This window comes from Staphylococcus cohnii species complex 1663 (assembly GCF_041008415.1).
Taxonomy (GTDB): Bacteria; Bacillota; Bacilli; order Staphylococcales; family Staphylococcaceae; genus Staphylococcus; species Staphylococcus ureilyticus.
The window spans coordinates 1-16,619 of sequence record NZ_JBFDVL010000009.1; the positions used below are offsets into that span (position 1 = coordinate 1).

General features: G+C 32.8%; 20 protein-coding genes. 9 read left to right on the top strand and 11 right to left on the bottom strand.

Annotated elements, in window-relative coordinates; genetic code table 11:
• Positions 1-77: 77 nt before the first annotated feature.
• The 3 genes from hxlB to AB1J10_RS10775 form a co-directional block, all read right to left on the bottom strand.
• On the bottom strand, positions 78-626 hold the full coding sequence (hxlB, locus tag AB1J10_RS10765) for a 6-phospho-3-hexuloisomerase (protein WP_046207261.1): 549 nt from the start codon (positions 624-626) through the stop codon (positions 78-80).
• A gap of 1 nt (position 627) precedes the next feature.
• On the bottom strand, positions 628-1,260 hold the full coding sequence (gene hxlA, locus AB1J10_RS10770) for a 3-hexulose-6-phosphate synthase (protein ID WP_070039425.1): 633 nt from the start codon (positions 1,258-1,260) through the stop codon (positions 628-630).
• Between the two features lie 116 nt (positions 1,261-1,376).
• Positions 1,377-2,105, bottom strand: coding sequence for a glucosamine-6-phosphate deaminase (locus AB1J10_RS10775; RefSeq protein ID WP_046207259.1), 729 nt, complete (start codon positions 2,103-2,105; stop codon positions 1,377-1,379).
• A 360-nt stretch (positions 2,106-2,465) separates the two neighbouring features.
• On the opposite strand from AB1J10_RS10775, the gene AB1J10_RS10780 reads away from it, so the two are divergent.
• The 5 genes from AB1J10_RS10780 to AB1J10_RS10800 all read left to right on the top strand — a co-directional run bounded on the left by AB1J10_RS10780 (position 2,466) and on the right by AB1J10_RS10800 (position 5,959).
• Positions 2,466-2,825 (top strand): YojF family protein, encoded by a 360-nt coding sequence (locus AB1J10_RS10780; protein ID WP_040029939.1) that lies wholly within the window; start codon positions 2,466-2,468, stop codon positions 2,823-2,825.
• 12 nt (positions 2,826-2,837) lie between these two features.
• Positions 2,838-3,503, top strand: coding sequence for a bacillithiol biosynthesis deacetylase BshB2 (gene bshB2, locus AB1J10_RS10785; RefSeq protein WP_019468220.1), 666 nt, complete (start codon positions 2,838-2,840; stop codon positions 3,501-3,503).
• A gap of 14 nt (positions 3,504-3,517) precedes the next feature.
• Complete coding sequence (gene folE2 / locus AB1J10_RS10790; protein ID WP_070039427.1) at positions 3,518-4,396, top strand: GTP cyclohydrolase FolE2; 879 nt, start codon at positions 3,518-3,520, stop codon at positions 4,394-4,396.
• 381 nt (positions 4,397-4,777) lie between these two features.
• Positions 4,778-5,584 carry a transcriptional regulator gene (locus AB1J10_RS10795; RefSeq protein WP_369003119.1) on the top strand — a complete coding sequence of 269 codons (807 nt, stop codon included), beginning with the start codon at positions 4,778-4,780 and terminating at the stop codon, positions 5,582-5,584.
• A gap of 36 nt (positions 5,585-5,620) precedes the next feature.
• A complete protein-coding gene (locus AB1J10_RS10800) occupies positions 5,621-5,959 on the top strand; it encodes a transcriptional regulator, SarA/Rot family (RefSeq protein ID WP_046207254.1) in 339 nt (112 codons plus the stop codon).
• A 136-nt stretch (positions 5,960-6,095) separates the two neighbouring features.
• On the opposite strand, the gene AB1J10_RS10805 is transcribed toward AB1J10_RS10800, so the two are convergent.
• The 3 genes from AB1J10_RS10805 to tadA all read right to left on the bottom strand — a co-directional run bounded on the left by AB1J10_RS10805 (position 6,096) and on the right by tadA (position 8,142).
• Entirely contained in the window at positions 6,096-6,662 is a 567-nt protein-coding gene (locus tag AB1J10_RS10805; protein WP_046207253.1) for an NADPH-dependent FMN reductase, read from the bottom strand.
• An 18-nt stretch (positions 6,663-6,680) separates the two neighbouring features.
• Positions 6,681-7,553, bottom strand: a complete 873-nt coding sequence (locus AB1J10_RS10810; protein WP_046207252.1) for a Cof-type HAD-IIB family hydrolase — start codon at positions 7,551-7,553, stop codon at positions 6,681-6,683.
• Between the two features lie 79 nt (positions 7,554-7,632).
• Positions 7,633-8,142, bottom strand: coding sequence for a tRNA adenosine(34) deaminase TadA (gene tadA / locus AB1J10_RS10815; RefSeq protein ID WP_070039431.1), 510 nt, complete (start codon positions 8,140-8,142; stop codon positions 7,633-7,635).
• A gap of 64 nt (positions 8,143-8,206) precedes the next feature.
• Here tadA and AB1J10_RS10820 point away from each other — a divergent pair, with 64 nt between their 5' ends.
• Positions 8,207-8,824 (top strand): deoxynucleoside kinase, encoded by a 618-nt coding sequence (locus AB1J10_RS10820; RefSeq protein WP_046207250.1) that lies wholly within the window; start codon positions 8,207-8,209, stop codon positions 8,822-8,824.
• Entirely contained in the window at positions 8,817-9,479 is a 663-nt protein-coding gene (locus tag AB1J10_RS10825) for a deoxynucleoside kinase (protein ID WP_040029931.1), read from the top strand. Before AB1J10_RS10820 ends, AB1J10_RS10825 begins: the two co-directional genes overlap by 8 nt.
• Positions 9,480-9,874: 395 nt before the next feature.
• Here the strand turns inward: AB1J10_RS10825 and AB1J10_RS10830 are convergent, their stop codons facing one another.
• Both AB1J10_RS10830 and AB1J10_RS10835 read right to left on the bottom strand, forming a co-directional pair.
• On the bottom strand, positions 9,875-10,264 hold the full coding sequence (locus tag AB1J10_RS10830; protein ID WP_046207248.1) for a hypothetical protein: 390 nt from the start codon (positions 10,262-10,264) through the stop codon (positions 9,875-9,877).
• Positions 10,265-10,481: 217 nt separating this feature from the next.
• Entirely contained in the window at positions 10,482-11,168 is a 687-nt protein-coding gene (locus AB1J10_RS10835) for an HAD family hydrolase (protein ID WP_046207247.1), read from the bottom strand.
• A gap of 166 nt (positions 11,169-11,334) precedes the next feature.
• Between AB1J10_RS10835 and AB1J10_RS10840 the strand changes: the two genes are divergently transcribed.
• Complete coding sequence (locus tag AB1J10_RS10840; RefSeq protein ID WP_438873768.1) at positions 11,335-11,850, top strand: cupin domain-containing protein; 516 nt, start codon at positions 11,335-11,337, stop codon at positions 11,848-11,850.
• Positions 11,851-11,985: 135 nt separating this feature from the next.
• Here AB1J10_RS10840 and AB1J10_RS10845 read toward each other — a convergent pair whose 3' ends face one another.
• Positions 11,986-13,062 carry a branched-chain amino acid aminotransferase gene (locus AB1J10_RS10845; protein WP_040029928.1) on the bottom strand — a complete coding sequence of 359 codons (1,077 nt, stop codon included), beginning with the start codon at positions 13,060-13,062 and terminating at the stop codon, positions 11,986-11,988.
• Between the two features lie 529 nt (positions 13,063-13,591).
• Complete coding sequence (locus AB1J10_RS10850) at positions 13,592-14,548, bottom strand: NAD-dependent epimerase/dehydratase family protein (protein WP_046207245.1); 957 nt, start codon at positions 14,546-14,548, stop codon at positions 13,592-13,594.
• 409 nt (positions 14,549-14,957) lie between these two features.
• On the opposite strand from AB1J10_RS10850, the gene fusF reads away from it, so the two are divergent.
• Positions 14,958-15,602, top strand: coding sequence for a fusidic acid resistance EF-G-binding protein FusF (fusF, locus tag AB1J10_RS10855; protein ID WP_040029926.1), 645 nt, complete (start codon positions 14,958-14,960; stop codon positions 15,600-15,602).
• Between the two features lie 120 nt (positions 15,603-15,722).
• Here the strand turns inward: fusF and AB1J10_RS10860 are convergent, their stop codons facing one another.
• Complete coding sequence (locus AB1J10_RS10860; RefSeq protein ID WP_070039434.1) at positions 15,723-16,613, bottom strand: LysR family transcriptional regulator; 891 nt, start codon at positions 16,611-16,613, stop codon at positions 15,723-15,725.
• Positions 16,614-16,619 lie beyond the last annotated feature (6 nt).

Genomic DNA, 16,619 nt, shown 5'->3' on the forward strand with positions numbered 1-16,619 from the left:
TTTGAGATTAGCTCTTTTTCTATGAGAATGAGATTTAACTTTCACATCCTCAACGAAAAACGTTTTATTCTAATACACTACTCTAAATTAGCATGATTACTTTGCATCGTTTCCTCATCGACATTAAGTTCGTTCATTAAATCTAGTACTAAACTATCTAAAAAGACTTGCGCTGCTTGTTCAAACAAACTACCTAAGGGTTGTGCAGATCCTTCTGCATCATATTTTGTACCTGCAGGAAGTTCTATAACAGTGTTTGCCAATGCGCCAATTGCCGAATTTGGATTCGTAGATAATAACACAACTTCTGCATCAACAGATTTTGCTTTTTCAACTAATAATCTCAAGTGTTCCGTTGAACCTGAACCTGAAATGACAATAAATAAATCATTTTCAGTAATTGAAGGTGTTGTTGATTCTCCAACAACATAAGCAAATTTCCCAAGTTGATTTAAACGCATAGCAAAACTATTTGCTACAAATCCAGAACGTCCTTTACCTGCTACAAATACATGTTTTGCTTTAGTCACTTGCGATAAAAAAGCTTGTGTTTCACTATCTCTAACATGAGATAACGTATGATCTAACTCGTCTAAAATCAAACGATAATTTGTAATTTCACTCATCTTATCTACCTTCAATCGCATCTCTACATTGTTTTGCTGCTTCAACTGGGTCATCTGCGTTAGCAATGCCGCCACCAACTACAACTAAATCTGGGTCCTCAGCTACCACTTCTTTAATTGTATCTGGTTTAATACCACCAATTACAGCAACTTTAGAATTGTTAATTACGGATTTAACTTGTCTTAAGCTTTCTAATGGTGATTCACCTTCTGCTTGTAAATCATAACCAGTATGCACAGCGATATAATCTGCACCTAATTCATCTAATTCTTTCGCACGTTTTTGTAAATCTTGTACTGCAATCATATCTACAAGTAATTCTTTATTATTTTTATGTGCTTCGTCTACCGCAGCTTTAATAGATGCATCTTCTGCAACACCTAGGATTGTAACTACATCTGCACCATACTTAACAGCTTGGCTTACCTCATAATCTGCCGCATCCATAATTTTTAAATCTGCAAGTACTTTCACACCATCGATATTATTATCTAAATGTTGAACAGCCGGTAAACCTTCATTAATCACAATAGGTGTACCAATTTCTACAATATCAACATAATCTTTAACTTTATTTGCAAGTTCTGCCGCTTCCTCTTTATTTAATAAATCAATTGCTAGTTGTAATTCCAAAATGATCATCCCTTCTTGATTTAATGATAGGCATGGAAATCATGACCTAACTTACTTTATTTAAAAAACTTACGCATAAATGCTTTACCCTTAAAGTAATAATTTAAACTGAGAGATTATAAGCGAGGTGCTGCAGCGTCATCAACGTAAATTTCAACATCAGGATGTGCAAGCAGAATCGTAGCTGGAACCTGTTTATTAACTTCATGCTTAGCTAATTGTTCAATTGCTTCTCTTTTTTTCTCTCCAAATGCTAACAAAATGATTCTTTTCGCTTTTAAAATTGAAGCTAAACCCATGGACACAGCTTGTTTAGGTACTTCACTTTCATTATCAAAATAACGACTATTTGCATTGATTGTACTATCAGTTAAATCCACAACTTGAGTGGTACTATTCATATCAGTCCCTGGTTCATTAAAACCGATATGACCATTTTCACCAATACCTAATATTTGTATATCCATTGGTCCTTTTTGATTGATTAAATCTTCATATCGCTTCGTTTCTTCCATTAAGTTTTCTGCAGCTCCATCAGGAATGTGTATCAAAGATTTCGTAAAATGTGGATAACGATTAAATAAAATATCATTCATATAACGATGATAACTTTGTTCATGCGTCGCAGATAAACCAACATATTCATCTAGATTAAATGTTTCTATTCCAGATACATCTAATTGATTCTTTTGCAGTAAACTAACTAGAAATTCGTAAACTTCTACCATTGTCCCACCTGTAGCTAATCCTAATTTACTATGTGGTTGTTGACTCATTTGTTTAAACAATTCACATGCAACATAAAATGAAGCATATGCACTAGACCCTAAATTTGTGATTTTCATGTTATTGCCCTCCCAAATATATTGAATTTGTCATTAGCTATAAACAAAATGTGAATACACTTCTATTATACGTGCTTTTAATCGTTTTTACAGAAAATCGATATTTGATAAATTGTAATGATTGTTTAAAATGACTAAAAGTATAATGAGCAGACTAATACATTTTCATCGCTGTTTTTAGTAAAATAAATAGATAATCAAAATTTTATGTATAAATCTAAGTTGAAATTCATTTTTCAGGTAGAAAATGTTTCAAAGTCAGTTTACACTAAAGATTAGACTGATTATTTTTATTAACACTTGTATCGTACAATTTATTGCATAAAAGTATAGGGGTTTGGAATCAAGGAGGCAAAAAGTTTGGAATCAATAATAGATGAAAAAGTACAAACATTACTTTCTTCATATGAAGATAAACCCGTGTATTTACATGTAGAGACGACGAATGGTGCATATGCTGCACATTTTGACCAACGTGTATTTAACGCGGGCACTTTTTTAAGAAATATTCAAGTCACTTTTGAGCATGCACAGCTTAAAGGTGGTAATAAAGACCCATATCGTGTAGGTTTAAAACTAAAAGATGGCGGTTGGGTCTACGTTCAAGGTTTAACACATTACGAAATAAATGAGCAAGGTGAATTTCTATTAGCTGGCTTTAACTATGAAGGTCAACTAGCTGCTGCTTTAGAAATAAGCACTCAACCATTTAAAGCATAAGGAGGATGAATCATGACAGAGGAAAGCCATGTATTAGTTATTTTTCCACATCCAGATGATGAATCATTCTCATCTGCAGGGACATTGGCACGTTATATAGATAACGGTGTACCAGTCACATACGCTTGTTTAACATTAGGTCAAATGGGACGTAATTTAGGTAATCCACCATTTGCCACTCGTGAATCTTTACCTGACATTCGTGAAAAAGAATTAGAAGCTGCGATGGCTGCCATCGGTATAACTGATTTACGCAAAATGGGCTTACGTGATAAAACTGTAGAATTTGAACCTCACGACGAAATGGATGAGATGGTACAGTCATTAATTGATGAATTAAATCCATCCGTCATCATATCGTTCTACCCTCAATTTGCAGTGCACCCAGACCATGAAGCTACAGCAGAAGCAGTCGTGAGAACTGTGGGACGCATGAAGCCATCAGAAAGACCCCGTCTACAACTTGTTGCATTTAGTAATGATGCGCCTGAAAAATTGGGTGAACCTGACATTCTAAATGAGATCAGTGATTATAAAGAGGTAAAACTTCGCGCATTTGAAGCACACGCATCTCAAACAGGACCATTCTTGAAACAACTTGCTACACCTGATGTTTCTGGAGAAGCGCAAAGCTTTTTAGAAGTTGAACCTTATTGGACTTATAACTTTGAATCTTAAGTGGAGGCAATATCATGACAGAATTTGATTTATCAACTCGAGAAGGTCGATGGAAACATTTTGGTTCAGTTGATCCAATCGAAGGTACAAAACCAACCGTTAAAGAAGAAATGAAAGATTTGCAAAGTACGAACAAAAACTACTTATTTGAAATTGAAGAAGTAGGTATTAAAAATCTTGTATATCCTGTATTAGTTGACCGTTTTCAAACAGCTGGAAACTTCAGTTTCTCAACAAGCCTTAATCAAGATGAAAAAGGTATAAATATGAGCCGTATTCTAGAAAGTGTTGAAAAACACTATGACAACGGCATTGAATTAGATTTCGATTCTTTGTATCGTCTTTTGCGTAGCTTACAAGAACGCATGGAACAAAATGCTGCTGGCGTTGATGTTTCAGCTAAATGGTTCTTTGATCGCTACAGTCCAATCACGAATATCAAAGCTGTAGGCCATGCAGATGTGACATATGGTATGGCGGTAAACAAAGAAAATATTACAAGAAAAGAAATTACACTACAAGCTGCAGTTACAACATTGTGCCCTTGTTCAAAAGAAATCAGTGAGTACTCGGCGCATAACCAACGCGGTATCATTACCGTTAAAGCAATTTTGAATAACGAAACTATTTTAACAGATGACTACAAAGAAAAAATTTTAGATGCAATGGAAGCCAACGCAAGTTCTATACTTTACCCTATATTAAAACGACCAGATGAAAAAAGTGTCACAGAACGCGCTTATGAAAATCCAAGATTTGTTGAAGATTTAATTCGCCTAATCGCAGCAGATTTAGTCGATTTTGATTGGATAGAGGGCTTTGACATTGAGTGTAGAAACGAAGAATCTATTCACCAACATGACGCTTTTGCAAAAATAAAATATAGAAAATAGTAATTATAACTATAAATTAACACAGCAAATCATCAAAAATAGGCTACTTAATTTCTAAATGATATAGAAGTTTAGTAGCCTATTATTTTTTATTCAATTTTTATTTTAATTTCAAAACATTCTCTCAACAATTAAACTTTCCATCCTTACTAAATAATGTTATTTTTCTCCAAATTCATTAGTTAAATTTGTAATAGTAAAATTTTAATGGTTCATTTAAAAATACCACCACTAAATATATCCATCTACAACTAATTATAAAATAATGTATATTAACTGTTAAATTTTATTAATGTTCTATATACAATTTTCATATTAAAATAATTACAGTAGTAGTTTATAATTAATTTTTATTTTGATGTAAGTGGTGAAACCAATAAAATGGATGATACTTTTAAAATAAAACATGCGCAGTATGGCTCTATAAGCCAATTAAGCAGACCTCATTTTCTACATATTTTTTTAGTAACAGAAGGAGAATTTGTGGCTTTGAAAAACACTACTTTCCATCATTTTAAAGTAAGTGACATATTTCATATCCACGACTATGAATCCATTAAACAAATCTCTTTTAACGGTAGTTTAATCTGTCTTTCACTAAATAATTTTTACTATTATCAATACTTCCAGCAACTAAATTTTAACACGTTTAAACATATATCGTTAAAAAAAGAGATACGCCTCAAATTATTAGATATAATTGATGCGATTCAACATCAATCTATAACCAATCCGAACAATGCCATTAAAGATTTAATTAAAAGTATAAAATATTCTGAGCATCAAAATTTTCAAAGTTCTGAATTACAATGCAGTTATAAAACATCTTTAATTAAAGATGTCGTACAATATGTTAATACGCATTTAACGACTAAAATTACCTGTAAAGAAATTGCTAATTATTTTTTTGTAAATAATAGCTTTTTATCAAGAGAATTTTCAACATTGATGAACTGTAAGTTATCTCAATATATTACGTCATCTAAAATTCATGCTTCCATATGTGATTTGCTTAATGGTGATCATTTAAACATTGTTCAACAACGCTATGATTTTCGTAGTCAAAATGAATATTGTTATCTGTTCAATAATATTATTGGTTGCCAACCTTCTGATTTTAAATACCATAAGAAACTAGTCAGTAATTCAACATTTAAAATTCTATTTCTATCAACAATTTCAATTTAACGCATAAAAGCAAAATATTAAAAGTGTGGTGACAATATGAATACAATTATTTATGAAGAAAAAAGAGGATTGATTAATAAAGTAGTGAAACAAAATTTGAATCTTACGATTTCTGAGGTAATCATTTTGGATAAATTGCTCTATCTTAATAAGAATAAAATAAATGCCATTGAATTAAAAAAGTTATTACAAGTCCAAAATTCACCTGTTTCTTCACAAATCAACCATTTTATCGAACTTAACCTTTTAAAAAAATCTCGAGATCAATCTGATGAAAGATGTATTTATTTGCATGATATCAAGTTAGAAGAAATTAAACAGCTGATTGAACAGTATCATTTAATAGTTAATTCAATACTTCACAGTACTGCCTAATTAAACCTCAGCAACATAAGAGCGCATTATGAAATCAAAGTAATGTTTGATTTCATATGCGCTCCAAAACCCTTTAGATTATGTACATAGTGAGATACAACTTGCATCGTAACCCCTATTCAAAAATGACTTCACATTATTTCAAGTGTTCATACGGACTATTTTTCACAAATGAAATAATTTGATCCACAAATAGTCTTGAACGTAATTGAAACTCCTCGTTATCCAAGTAATACGTACCATCATCTAATTTATTATAGTCTGTATCATGCGTCGCAATCTGCGTTGGTACTGCGATTCCGAGTAATGAACGTACTATCAAACGTAAATGAGACAATGGTTCAGAGCTTACAATTCCACCACTGTTACCGATTAATCCAACTGGTTTCATTTTAAAATCATCCATCGTTAAATGATCCAATGCATTTTTTAAAATACCAGAATATGACCCATGGTAGTTTGGTGTTCCTAATATAAAGAAATCTGCATTTCGCGCTTTCGTTTGTAATAATGTTAAATTATTTTTATACACTTCACTTGGTGAAGAAACGCCAGAGACATCCAGTTGATGAATTGGGTGTTCCGCTAGATCAAAGATCTCAACCTCAAAATATTGGTCTTCAAAATGACCTTTTAAATAATGAGCTAAAGCATTTGTATGCGAGCCCATTTTAGCACTCCCTATTATGATTAATCCTTTCATTTATCCTTTCACCTCATGCTATGATTTGTTATTTTCTCTAAGTAGTTTCATTATCGCTTTACCAACACCACTTTGTTCATTAGAGTCAGTTTCATATTTTGCGATTGCTTTAACTTCTGGAGCTGCATTCTCCATTGCAACTGAATAACCGACGCGTTCCAACATTGAAACATCATTCATATTATCACCGATTGCCATAACATTTTCCATATCAATATTTAGACGCTCTGCAATCGTGTTTAAAGCAATACCTTTTTGTGCATCTGAATGCGTAATTTCTATATTTCCGCGTGATGAAGAAGAAATTGCCAAACTTTCTGATTTTGCTAATGTTTCACTTACTCGATCAATTTTTTCTAAATCACTATCAAAAGCTAATATTTTCATCACAATTTCACCAGGTGTATCTTGAATTTTGTCATAATTCTCAACTACTTTTAATGTACCGTTATCTATACGTTTTTGAATGCCACTTTTAATTTTTTCTACATCTGCTTCTTGACCAGCACGTTGTGCAATATCAATATAAATCTCTAAGTCTCGTAATGGATTCTCAGTATAGATGCCTAAGTTTGTATACACTTGATAGAAAATGTTTTCTTTATTTAATTCTACCGTAATGCGATTTATGAGTTCTCTATTTAAATTTGAAGTGCTCATAATATTAAATGATTCATCTCTGACTTCTGCACCGTTCAAACAAATATATGGCACTTTTAAGTCTGTTTGATTGATTGGTGCATTTGCTTCATAAAATGCCCGACCAGTAGCAATGACTACAGTTATGCCTTGTGATTGTGCATATTTGATAGCTTGGATATTTTCTTCTGATATTTCATGTGCAGCGTTCAATAACGTACCATCCATATCTGTTGCAATTAAATTTATCATTGATTTACCTCGTTTCTACTTTATCTCAAAACACCGATTGAATACTCATTTACAAATTGCCATAATTTTGTAACACATTTCATATTTTACCAAATGTTTCACTATTTGTATTATCCTCTGTTCGTATGATTTTCTTTTTTTGTCTAATATCTTTAAAAAATGTCTTCAATAAATGGCTACATTCCTCTGCTAATACACCTGTAGTAACTTTGGCCTGATGGTTAAATCGCGATTCTTGCAACAAATCCATCAAACTACCTGCACAACCACCTTTTAAGTCTTGTGCACCATAGATTACTTCGGGAATACGACTCATGACGATTGCACCTGAACACATTACACAAGGTTCCAAAGTAACATAAAGTTTACAGGACGCTAACCTCCAACTATTAAGTTGTTTTGCAGCTTTTTGAATCGCAATATGTTCAGCATGTGCAGTAGGATCTTGAGTGGATTCTCGTAAATTGTGCGCTCGTGAAATAACTTCATTATCTTTCACGACAATAGCTCCAATTGGTACTTCTCCAATAGCACCAGCTTTCCGCGCTTCTTCTAGCGCAATTTTCATATAAAATTGGTCAGTATACATGTGTCTATCACCTCACATATGGTACAATATTTATTGTCTATTTTAACATTGGAGCGGTAAAAACATGAAAAAACAATTTATTGCTGTTGAAGGGCCGATTGGCGTCGGTAAATCTTCATTAGCACATAAACTTAGCCAGACTTTTAATTATTATGAAGAAAAAGAAATCGTAAATGAAAATCCTTTTCTATCCGATTTTTATGAAGATATTTCCAAATGGAGTTTTCAAACAGAAATGTTCTTTTTATGTAATCGTTACAAACAATTTCAAGATCTTGAAGCAATTTCTACAGGTATTGTAAGTGATTACCATATTTATAAAAATAAAATATTTGCAAATAATACTTTAACACCTTCTGAATTCAATAAATTTTCTAGAATTTATGATATTTTAACTGAAGATTTAGAAATGCCAAATGTGATTATCTTTCTAGATGCAGATTTAGAAATATTGAAAAAGCGTATCGCGTTACGTAATCGTAGCTTCGAACATCAGATTGAAGACGACTACTTACTTAATTTAAAACGTGATTACAATGCCTATTATCGTTCGTTAAAAGCAGATGGTGAAAGTGTCATTCGAATAGATACGACTGATTTAGATTTTATGAAGCAAGAAAATGATTATAATTATATTTTAGATTTAGTGCAACCATTGATTGGAGGAAAAGATGATGAATAAATACGGTATCCCTCAAGATGCTGTGATAACAATCGCTGGTACAGTCGGCGTTGGAAAATCAACATTAACGAAAGCATTGGCACAAAGATTAAATTTCAAAACATCGTTTGAAAATGTAGATCACAATCCTTATCTAGATAAGTTTTATCATGATTTTGAACGTTGGAGCTTTCATCTACAAATTTATTTTTTAGCAGAGCGCTTCAAAGAACAAAAACGTATGTTTGAATATGGCGGCGGCTTTATCCAAGATCGCTCTATATACGAAGATGTTGATATTTTTGCTAAGATGCATGAAGAACAAGGGACAATGAGTCCAGAAGACTTCAACACATATTCCGAACTATTTAATGCTATGGTCATGACACCATACTTCCCAAAACCAGATGTACTTATCTATTTAGAATGTGATTATGATGAAGTGATTGATCGCATCAAACAACGTGGTCGACAAATGGAAATTGAAACAGATCCAGAATATTGGAAAAAATTATTCAAACGATATGAAGATTGGATTAGTGAATTCAATGCGTGTCCAGTTGTAAGAGTGAACATCAATGAATATGATTTACATGCAGATCCAGAATCACTAAATCCTGTTATTGATAAAATCCGTCACATTATTGAAACTTATAGAAATGTAGATCAACGATAATACGTTTGTTGCTTAAAACATTTGCAAAATCAAGAATAGTACCATATAAAACAGATTTTGTAATGTAGAACAAAACGCAGGACAACAATATCTTTTGAAAGAAATCAATTCTTTCCTGCACGCACCATCAAGTTAACCCATTACCTGAGCCATTGCTCATGCATAAGTCCCACTAACCCAACAAGTTGGGAAGTGCTTTAAAGGTTTACCTGAGCTTCTGCTCATGCATAAGTCCCACTAACCCAACAAGTTGGGAAGTGTTTTAAAGGTTTACCTGAGCCATTGCTCATGCATAAGTCCCACTAACCCAACAAGTTGGGAAGTGCTTTAAAGGTTTACCTGAGCTTCTGCTCATGCATAAGTCCCACTAACCCAACAAGTTGGGAAGTGGGACTTTATTCAATATGTTTACGATAAATAATCTTTTCTATCTCGTCTTCATCTACATACTTACTATAATAATATTCATCAGTTTGGTCGAGACCAAATGTACTTGCTTTATCTTCGTCTTCAGTACCTATATATAATTGCCCCTCTAAGTCTTGATATAAATCAAAAATAGCACCACTATATCTCGCTTCTTGATATAGTTCATAAAGTTCATCAACATCATCTCTCGCTACATGTTTATAATATAATGTATGTGCAGCGTGACGATGCGTTTGTGCTTCAAAACCATGTTCCGTAGCTCGTTCATCCTCAGTGACTAACAATACTTCATTACTTACAATTTCTACAACTTTATATGTTTCACCGCGATAATTTGCATATCTTCCATCAATCATTCAACCACCTCGTTTACGTTTTTTTACAAATAGAGACTAAGATATAATGGATTCGTACCAACCCCATCCCATATTGACAGTAGGTGATTGAACTCAAAATGCGCTTTAAATCAAGTTTTTTCAATTCTAGCCATACTTGCCAAGGTGGAACGACGAAATCTATTTAATAAAATTAGATTTCTGTCCCGCTCCTATATTTTGTGGATTAGTCCTATTATTATAATATGTCCACTACACTATTTGCAGTTTCAAAAATATAATCCGCTTTAGTAAATGATTCTTTTAAACCAACACCTGTTAAAACTGCAACTTTCAACCCTAATTTAGCATTGATGCCAGTTTGGATATCATTCGCAGTATCACCGATAATGGCTACATTTTCAGGTTCTACATCATATCTATAAAAAAGTGGATTTAGCACTTCAGGATTTGGTTTTTCAACTGCATCCGCTTCAGTAGAAATCACAATATCGAAGTAATGGTCGAATTGCGTGTATTCCAAGAATTGTTCTACCCCTCTTTTAGAATCACTTGTCACAATACCTAGTTTGTAACCTCTTTGCTTTAACGTATCTAATGTTTCACTGATGCCTTCAACTAAAACATTTTCTGGCACCCTATTATCGACGAGCACTTGACTTCTTTGTTGAGCCCAACTTGTTACATCTTGATTTGCAATTTTACAAAATGCCTCAATCATTTCATCTAATGCGCCTGAAGCCATAATCGTACCTGGTTGAATTTCACCATCTATAACACCTAAATACGCGTAACCTTCATCTATATCGTCAATTGCATCCTTATATGTTGCCATAAAATCATCAACGAGTTGCAATCCGATTTTCATCCAACTGCGATCAAAATATATGATTGTGCCATCTTTATCAAATAATATCCATTCCATGTTTTAAACAGCTCCTATGTTTAACAATATGTATCCCTCAACTTACTACTTAATTTTAATATAAAAATCGTTCTTAAAACAAATAACTCAACTAACATACCGATTGTGAACACCGTTTAAAATCCTAATATTTAGGTTATGAGATATAGTAATACCTATAAAAGAGGTGAATAGTTTGGCGCCTAACCCTAATGTTCAAATTGAAACCATTTCTTGCGACAGTGATGATTCAATTCCCAATAACCCTAAATATGCCGTGCTGCTATATAAAAATGTAATCAAACAAGAAGAAAGATCTCTAGATATTTTAAATAAAAACAATTGGTCAAACGCTTGGCGTAGCGGCATATTTCCAATACATCATTATCATAGCAATACACATGAAGTCCTAATTGTCGTTTCAGGAAATGCCATCGTACAACTAGGTGGTGAATTGGGGCCTCATGTAGATATTCAGCAAGGCGATGTCATTATCATACCAGCTGGTTATGGTCATAAACGAGTTCACAGTTATCATAATTTTGCAGTAATAGGTGCCTATCCAAATGGTCAAGATTATGATTTTTGTACTGGAAACCCTGACGAATGGCCACAAAATATAGAGAACATCAAAAACGTAAGTTTACCTGACACAGATCCAATATATGGCAAAGATGGCCCGCTATTTAAATATTGGCATTAAGTTAAACCATCGCAGACTGTCTGTTAATAGTTTTCAACAAAAAAGAAGGAGCAAGACGCTGAAATCTTTAGTAACGTGAGATTTCTGACTTGCTCCTTTTATTGTGCTGTTTATTGTTATCTTTTGGGGAGAAATTTAATATCTTGGTACGACTACTCTCCAACCATTCGGATCCTCAAGCTTACCACTTTGAATACCAACATAATGATCATATAAATTTTGAGTTACTTCTCCTGTTTCATTATTATTAATAACGATTTCAGTATCGCCGTATTTTAATTGACCAACTGGTGAAATCACCGCTGCTGTTCCAGTACCGAACACCTCAGTCAATTCACCATTATGATGCGCTTCAATCAATTCATCGATAGATACACGACGTTCTTCTACCTCATAACCTAAGTTTTGCGCTAATTCAATAACTGTTTTTCGTGTGATACCTGGTAAAATACTACCATTTAATGCAGGTGTTACCACTTTTCCATTTTCTACAAAGAAGATATTCATACTGCCGACTTCTTCCACATATTTCTGCTCTACACCATCTAACCATAGTACTTGGTCATAGCCTTGTGCTGATGCATTTGTTTGTGCTAAAAGGCTAGCCGCATAGTTACCAGCTACTTTTGCATGACCAACACCACCACGGACTGCACGTACATATTCATCTTCTACATAAATTTTTGTCGGATTTAAAGAGTCACCACCGTAATAAGAACCTGAAGGTGATAAAATAATTAATAATTTATATGAATATGAAGGTCGTACACCTAAAATACCCTCTGTAGCAAATACATATGGTCGTATGTATAATGATTGGCCTTCTCCTTCTGGTACCCAATCACGTTCGATATCTACTAATTGTTTTAAACCTTCTAATAACGTATCTTCATCAACTTGAGGCATATCTAGACGTGCTAAAGAATTGTTAATACGTTTAAAATTTTCAGATGGACGGAATAAATCTACTTCGCCGTCATGTTTATAAGCTTTCAATCCTTCGAATACTGCTTGTCCATAATGTAATACTTGGGCCGCTGGAGAAAGTTCAATCGGTCCATAAGGCACAATTTTCAAATCATGCCATCCTTGATCAGTATCGTAATCGAAACTTAGCATATAATCTGTGAAATATTCCCCAAATCCTAAATTACTTGGATCTGGTTTTTCTTTAAGGCTTTCACGCTGTATCAATTTTATTTTTTCTGACATGACTGTTTCCTCCAATGTTCTATTAATAACTAATACATTAAATTATACCAATCAGAATAGTTTCATTCAATAATTTTCAAAAAATTTAAAAAATAACAACATCTTTGGTTAAACTAATGAAATTAATTGATTCAAGTGTAACATCATATAGAAGATAATACATAGATGTCACTGATTAAAGCATGAACGTTCACATCTTTTGAGATACTACGGAAATCGATATTGATATATCACAATCTATTAATATTAGTAACTAAGTTCAAAATTTTCATTGATATTGTGTAGTGAACGATAGGGAAAAGGCTTTTTTGAGTATTAAAAGCTGTACAAAGGTATTGTACAACACTAACACTCAAGGAACGTCATAACTGCAAGATTATATGGCTAAACCATATATCAGACAAGAAGCATTCACGTACATGATGATATAACTTCAAATATAAAAAGCACTAATCCAAAGTGAATTAGCGCTCTTACTTTTTAAAAGTTTATACCTTAATCGCTTTGTCATCGATTATTTCAAAAGTAATTATCTTACTTTATCTTTATTTGAGATTTCTTTAAGCATAACTTCTGTCATTTTAGTCAAATCATATTTAGGATTAAAGCCCCACTCTGCTCTAGCACAACTTGTATCAATACTATTTGGCCAACTGTCAGCAATACCTTGTCTGTCTGGGTCAACTTCGTAATTTAATTTAAAATCTGGGTAATGCTCTTGAATTGCCGCTTTGACCATTTCTGGTTCAATGCTCATCGCACTCAAATTATAGGCGTTACGATTAATTAATTTTACGCCGTCTGCTTCCATTAACTTGATAATAGCGTCAATTGCATCTTCCATATACATCATATCCATAAATGTATCTTTAGCAATATAGCTTGTATACTGACCTTCACGAACTGCTTTAAAATAAATATCTACTGCATAATCTGTTGTACCGCCACCAGGCTCTTTAATATGTGATATTAATCCAGGGAATCTAACACTTCTTGTATCTACACCAAATTTATCAAAGTAATATTGGCATAATAACTCACCAGCAACTTTGTTAACGCCATACATAGAAGTTGGTCGTTGAATCGTAACCTGTGGTGTGTTCACTTTCGGTGTTGAAGGTCCAAAAGCTCCAATTGAACTTGGTGTAAAGAACTGTAAGTCATATTCTCGAGCTACTTCTAAAGCATTTAAAAGACCACCCATATTTAAATCCCATGCAAATTGTGGATTTTTTTCAGCTGTTGCAGATAATAATGCCGCCATATGCATAAATGTATCTGGTTTAAAAGACTCAACAATTTCCGTCATTCTGTTTTTATCTGTAACATCTAAAATTTCAAATGGTCCATTAGCAATCGCCGAACCTGTTTCTGGCTCTCTAATATCTGTGGCAAGTACATTATCATTGCCATATAACGCTCTACATTTTACTACGAGCTCAGTACCAATTTGACCTAAAGCACCTGTAATCATTATCTTTTTCATAATCAAAAACTCCCTTGTTTATTACAGAAATCGTAATGTATTTTCGTAGTGGACAAACATCTATCATTTACAAATATTGTACTATAAAAGCGCTTTTTTGTATACTACGCGTGTACATGAATCGACTAATTATATTTTACCGGTATTGTCGTTGCAAGCTGATGATTGTTAAGCTTTTGACTTCTCGCTATATAGGAAAATTTTATAATATATAGATTTTGACATTTCTTTGGTAATTTGATATAAAACAAACAAATACAATATGTGGAGATGATGATATGTTGCATAACAATGCTTCATTATTAATACAAAGCAATTACTGTCTATAGTATGATGCTTTGTTTAAAATTTCTTTTCACAAAGCATCTTTTGCTTTTAAGAATTATAATGTGAAAGGAATTTAAAAAAATTGGAAAAACAAATTTATCCATATCAATTTAACTATATTAAAGAACGAATCGCACATTTACTTAATGCTTATAAATCAGTAAATGACTTAAATACAATTGCTTCTATAAAAGAAACAACTAAAATAGACATTTATCAGCAGTTTCATCAAACAGATGATACGTTGACTGAAGCGATTGAAAAATTAATGAACATACGTATTACTAAAGTACAAGTAGATAAAATATTAGAAACTTTACAGACATACGTTATACCCTTTGAACACCCTTCAAAAAAACAAGTCGAAAAAACTTTTCGTAAAATTAAAAAGCTTAAATCACCGCTTATTAGTGATGAAATTCTATTGGAAAGTACTTATATCGGATGGAACGATATCGCTTCAAACAGAAAATTTATCATCTATTATAACGAGCAAGGAACTTTAACAGGTTTTTATGGCGACATTGCTAACCAAACCGTTAAGGGCTATTGCGCAATTTGTAATAAAGAATCTAATGTCGCTCTATTTATGCGTAAAACACGTACTTCTGGTGATGGACAATATACCAAAAAAGGTGACTATATTTGTTTTGACAGTATCAAATGTAATCAACAATTGTCGGATATTACACAATTTTATCAATTCGTCGATAAAATCCACTCATAAGTTTTATAGTTCCGCTAGTATGATTATTATGTTAGTACTTTAACTTCAAAATACAAAGAATTACTTGAGCTTTCGCTCATGCATAAGTCCCACTAACCCAACTAGTTGGGAAGTGGGACTTTAATTTTTCAAATACTCAATAAAAGTACGAATGGTTTGTTCGTTCACGCGATCAACATTTGTTAAAGCTGTAAAATAAATATAATAATCAAATGGTGAGCCAATGGGGAGCATCTCAATCAAACCATTAAGTATGAACGGATCATCTTCTAGCATCAAACTCGATACAATACTTACACCCAACCCCTCGGAAACTGTTTTAATCAATACACTTGGATTATTCGTTCTAAACACAATTTTTAATGGACCATTTTCATCTTCAAATGCTTTAAAATTATTATGATAAAAATTGCGATCATACAAGACAAAAGGAAATTGTTTAATTGATTCCATTTCAACCATGCTTTTTAATGATAGTTTAGATTTTTTAGGTACAATTAATTTAAAGTCAGTAGATAAATTCAATGGTTGTGGGACGATGTGATGACTAAAAGTTTCATTTTCAGTTTTCCCTATAAGTCCGATATCAATCTCATTATTTTCAATCATTTTTATAATTTCTTGTCTATCACTTTCAAATACTTCTACATCAATATGCGCATAGTCTTTTTTAAAATTTGATAAAGCTTTTGGTACAATTTTATTAAATAAGGTTGGTATCGTCGCTATTTTTAATGAACCTTTGATATTACTATGCAATGCCTCTACTTCCGATAATAAACTCGTCTGAGCTTCTAAAATATCTATAATTAAAGGTATAAGTCGCTTTCCAACTTCCGTTGGCAATGTCCCTTTACGTGAACGATTAAAAATTTTATACTCTAACTCTGACTCTAAATTAGCAATAGACTGACTCATCGCTGATTGGCTAATATGCATTGCTTCCGAAGCGTGAACAATAGATTCTAACTCATAAATCTTTTTAACATACGATAATTGTTCAAAATTCATTGTATC